Raw genomic sequence first — 3,953 nt, 5'->3', positions numbered from 1 at the left:
CTGGTCTACGACCAGGCGCAGGCCGCCGCCGCCGAGCATCTGCAGGCTCTGTGGGCCAAGCTGCGGGGCTACGACCCCGCGCCGAAAGCCGCCAACAACAATAGCCGGTTCCTCGGCCGCTTCCTGCGCCGCAAGCCGGTGGAAGAGGTGCAGGACCGCCCGAACGGGCTGTATATCGTCGGTGAGGTCGGGCGCGGAAAATCCATGCTCATGGACCTGTTCTTCGAGGCGGCGGACGTGCCGCGCAAGAAACGCATCCACTTCCACGAGTTCATGCAGCAGACGCATAAGCGCTTTCACGCCATCAAGCGCGCGCACCCCGAGATTTCCGACCCGATTCCACCGCTGGCCGACGAGATCGCCGGCGAGGCGGCGCTGCTCTGCTTCGACGAGTTCCAGGTGCATGACATCGTGGACGCGATGATCCTGGGCCGGCTGTTCGAGGCGCTGTTCGCCCGCCATGTGGTGGTTGTGGCCACCTCCAACACGCTCCCCGACGACCTGTACAAGGGCAAGCCGGGGCGCGACGCCTTCCTGCCCTTCATCGCCCTGATCAAGCAGAAGCTCGACGTGCTGGTGCTGGACTCGGCCCAGGATTACCGCCGCGGCCGGCTGCACGGGCTGAAAGCCTGGTACGTGCCGGCCAACGCCCGCGCCGACAACGCCATGGACCTGGTGTTCGCCACCCTCACCGAGGGCGAGACGGTGCGGCCAGGCACGCTGATGATCCAGGGCCGCAGGCTCACCGTGCCGCTCGCCGCAGCCGGCGCCGCGCGGTTCGACTTCAGCGCCCTGTGCGGCGTGCCGCTCGGGCCCGGCGACTACCTGGCCCTGGCGACGCATTATCACAGCTTGTTGATCGACGGCGTTCCCCGCCTCTCTCCGGATAATTTCGACGAGGCCCGGCGGTTCGTCACGCTGGTGGACGCGCTGTACGAGCACCGCGTGAAGCTCTACGCTTCCGCCGCCGCCTATCCGGACGAGCTGTACCGCTCGGGCGAGGGAGCGAAAATTTTCGAGCGCACGGCTTCCCGCCTCGAGGAAATGCAGAGCGAAACCTACCTCGCGTTACCGCATCTGACATAAAACCTGACATAAAATGCATGTACGAAGCCCTGCCCTTCTTCGCTATGCAGCAGAGTTCTTGCCCACCCTTTCGAATGGGAGTAGCACCCCAGGGGAGGCCCCTTTAACTCAAGAAACAGGCAGGCTGAACGTACATGAACATACATGAATATCAGGGCAAGGAACTGGCGAAGGCCTATGGCGTCGCGGTTCTCGAAGGGTATGTTGCCTGGACGCCTGAAGAAGCGGTCGAAGCCGCGAAAAAGCTCCCTGGTCCCATCTACGTCGTGAAGTCCCAGATCCACGCCGGGGGCCGTGGCGCCGGTAAGTTCAAGAACGATCCGAACGGCAAAGGGGGAGTGCGCCTGGCCAAGAGCCTCGACGAGGTGCGTGACGCCGCGGCGGCAATGATCGGCCACACGCTGATCACCAAGCAGACCGGCCCGGCTGGACGCCTGGTCCGCCGCGTGTATGTGGAAGCCGGATGCGACATCAAGCGCGAGCTGTACCTCTCCCTGCTGATCGACCGCTCGGCGTCCGAGGTTGTGATCGTGGCCTCCACCGAGGGCGGCATGGAAGTCGAGGAAGTGGCGGCGCACAGCCCCGAGAAGATTCTGCGCGCGCCGGTTGACCCGGCCTCCGGCATCTCCGCGTTCCACGCCCGCAAGCTGGCCTTCGGCCTGGGCCTGGAGGGCAAGCAGATCGCCACCTTCGGCAAGTTCGTCACCGCCCTCTACAACGCCTTCGTGGCGTTGGACGCGGCAATCATCGAGATCAATCCGCTGGTCGTCACCGGCGCGGGCGAGATCTACGCGCTCGACACCAAGGTGAGCTTCGACGACAACGCCCTGTACCGCCACCCCGAGATCGAGGCGCTGCGCGACGAGGCCGAGGAAGACCCGAAGGAGCTGGAAGCCAACAAGCACTCGCTCTCCTACGTGGCGCTGGACGGCAATATCGGCTGCATGGTGAACGGCGCGGGCCTGGCCATGGCGACCATGGACATCATCAAGCTCTACGGCGCCGAGCCGGCGAACTTCCTGGACGTCGGCGGCGGCGCCACCAAGGAACGCGTGACGGCGGCGTTCAAGATCATCCTCTCGGACCCGAACGTGGAGGGCATCCTGGTCAACATCTTCGGCGGCATCATGCGCTGCGACGTCATCGCCGAGGGCGTCATCGCCGCGGCGCGCGAGGTCTCGCTCTCCGTGCCGCTGGTGGTTCGCCTGGAAGGCACCAACGTGCAGCTCGGCAAGGACATGATGGCCAAGTCCGGCCTGCCCATCATCCCGGCCGACAACCTGGCCGATGCCGCCGAGAAAATCGTCAAAGCCGTGAAGGACGCCGCGTAATGGCCATTCTCGTCAACAAAGAGACTACGGTCATCACCCAGGGCTTCACCGGCGCTCAGGGCACGTTCCACTCCGAGCAGGCGCTGGCCTACGGCACCAAGATCGTCGGCGGCGTGACCCCCGGCAAAGGCGGCACCAAGCATCTCGACCTGCCGGTGTTCAATACCGTGGAAGAGGCCGTGGCCAAGACCGGCGCCAACGCCTCCGCCATCTACGTGCCGCCGCCTTCCGCCGCCGATGCCATCCTCGAAGCGATCGACGCGGGCGTGGAGCTGATCGTCTGCATCACCGAAGGCATCCCGGTGCTGGACATGGTAAAGGTCAAGCGCGCCCTGTGCGGTTCCAAGTCCCGCCTGATCGGGCCAAACTGCCCGGGCGTCATCACCCCGGATGAGTGCAAGATCGGCATCATGCCAGGCCATATCCACAAGCGCGGCTCCATTGGCATCGTCTCCCGCTCCGGCACCCTCACCTACGAGGCCGTGGCGCAGACCACCGCCGCGGGGCTGGGCCAGTCCACCTGCGTGGGCATCGGCGGCGACCCCGTAAAGGGCACCGACTTCATCGACGTGCTGGACCTGTTCCTGCACGACGACGAGACCCAGGCGATCATCATGATCGGCGAGATCGGCGGCCCCTCCGAGATCGACGCGGCCGAGTTCCTCGCCCGCCACAAGATCAAGAAGCCGACCGTTGGTTTCATCGCCGGCGCCACGGCACCTCCGGGCCGCCGCATGGGCCATGCCGGCGCGGTGATCTCCGGCGGCAAGGATACGGCGGCCGCCAAGATCGAGGCGATGAAGGAAGCCGGTATCTTCGTTGCCGACAGCCCTTCCTCGCTTGGCAGCACCATGGTCAAGGCATTGCAGGGCTAAACGCTTGAAGGCGCAGGGAAAACACGAGCAACCATGCGCCGTGGACAACCCTGCCCCTTTAACTTGGGTAACGGCATCATAACCCTAGTGGCTTATACGCGGCGCGGATGGGGAGACTTCGCCGTACTGTCGTGAACTCCCCAGTCCACCCGCCTCACCGGGCGGGAGCATTGCAAAAGTGAGGAACAGGTATGGCCGGTGTAGACGTGATTGCCACCGCGATGAATGGCGCGAACGCCCAGTTCATTGCCCAGCTTTATGCCAAATGGGTCGAGGCGCCCAACTCCGTTGATCCGGATTTCGCCGCCCTGTTTGCCGCGCTGGATGACGAGACGCGGTCCATCCTGATGGACGCCTCCGGCGCTTCCTGGGCTCCGCGTCCGACCGCCTTCGTCACCAACGAGGTCGAAGGCGCGGTCAAGCCGGCCAAGCCCGCCGCCTCCCCCGCGGAAACCCGCGCCGCCATCCTCGATTCCATCCGCGCCCTGATGCTGATCCGCGCCTACCGCGTGCGCGGGCATCTGGAAGCGCAGCTCGACCCGCTCGGGCTGAAGCCGCAGCGCCACCATGTCGAGCTGGACCCGGCCACCTACGGCTTCACTGAACCCACCGACCTCGACCGCCCCATCTTCCTCGACGGCGTGCTCGGCTTCGAGACCGC

At 65.4% G+C, this 3,953-nt stretch carries 4 protein-coding genes; all 4 read left to right on the top strand.

Annotated features, from left to right (window positions below):
- The coding region (gene zapE / locus VMS96_06405) for a cell division protein ZapE (GenBank protein ID HVP43044.1) at positions 1–1,086 on the top strand (1,086 nt) is incomplete at its 5' end.
- A 134-nt stretch (positions 1,087–1,220) separates the two neighbouring features.
- On the top strand, positions 1,221–2,417 hold the full coding sequence (gene sucC / locus VMS96_06400; protein HVP43043.1) for an ADP-forming succinate--CoA ligase subunit beta: 1,197 nt from the start codon (positions 1,221–1,223) through the stop codon (positions 2,415–2,417).
- Entirely contained in the window at positions 2,417–3,292 is an 876-nt protein-coding gene (gene sucD, locus VMS96_06395; GenBank protein HVP43042.1) for a succinate--CoA ligase subunit alpha, read from the top strand. The genes sucC and sucD overlap by 1 nt, the downstream gene beginning before the upstream one ends.
- A gap of 191 nt (positions 3,293–3,483) precedes the next feature.
- Positions 3,484–3,953 (top strand): hypothetical protein (locus tag VMS96_06390; GenBank protein HVP43041.1); only part of this gene is annotated, 470 nt, incomplete at its 3' end.

The organism is Terriglobales bacterium (genome assembly GCA_035543055.1).
Classification (GTDB): Bacteria; Acidobacteriota; Terriglobia; order Terriglobales; family Acidobacteriaceae; genus JAIQFD01.
This window is presented reverse-complemented; position numbering and strand designations above follow the sequence as displayed.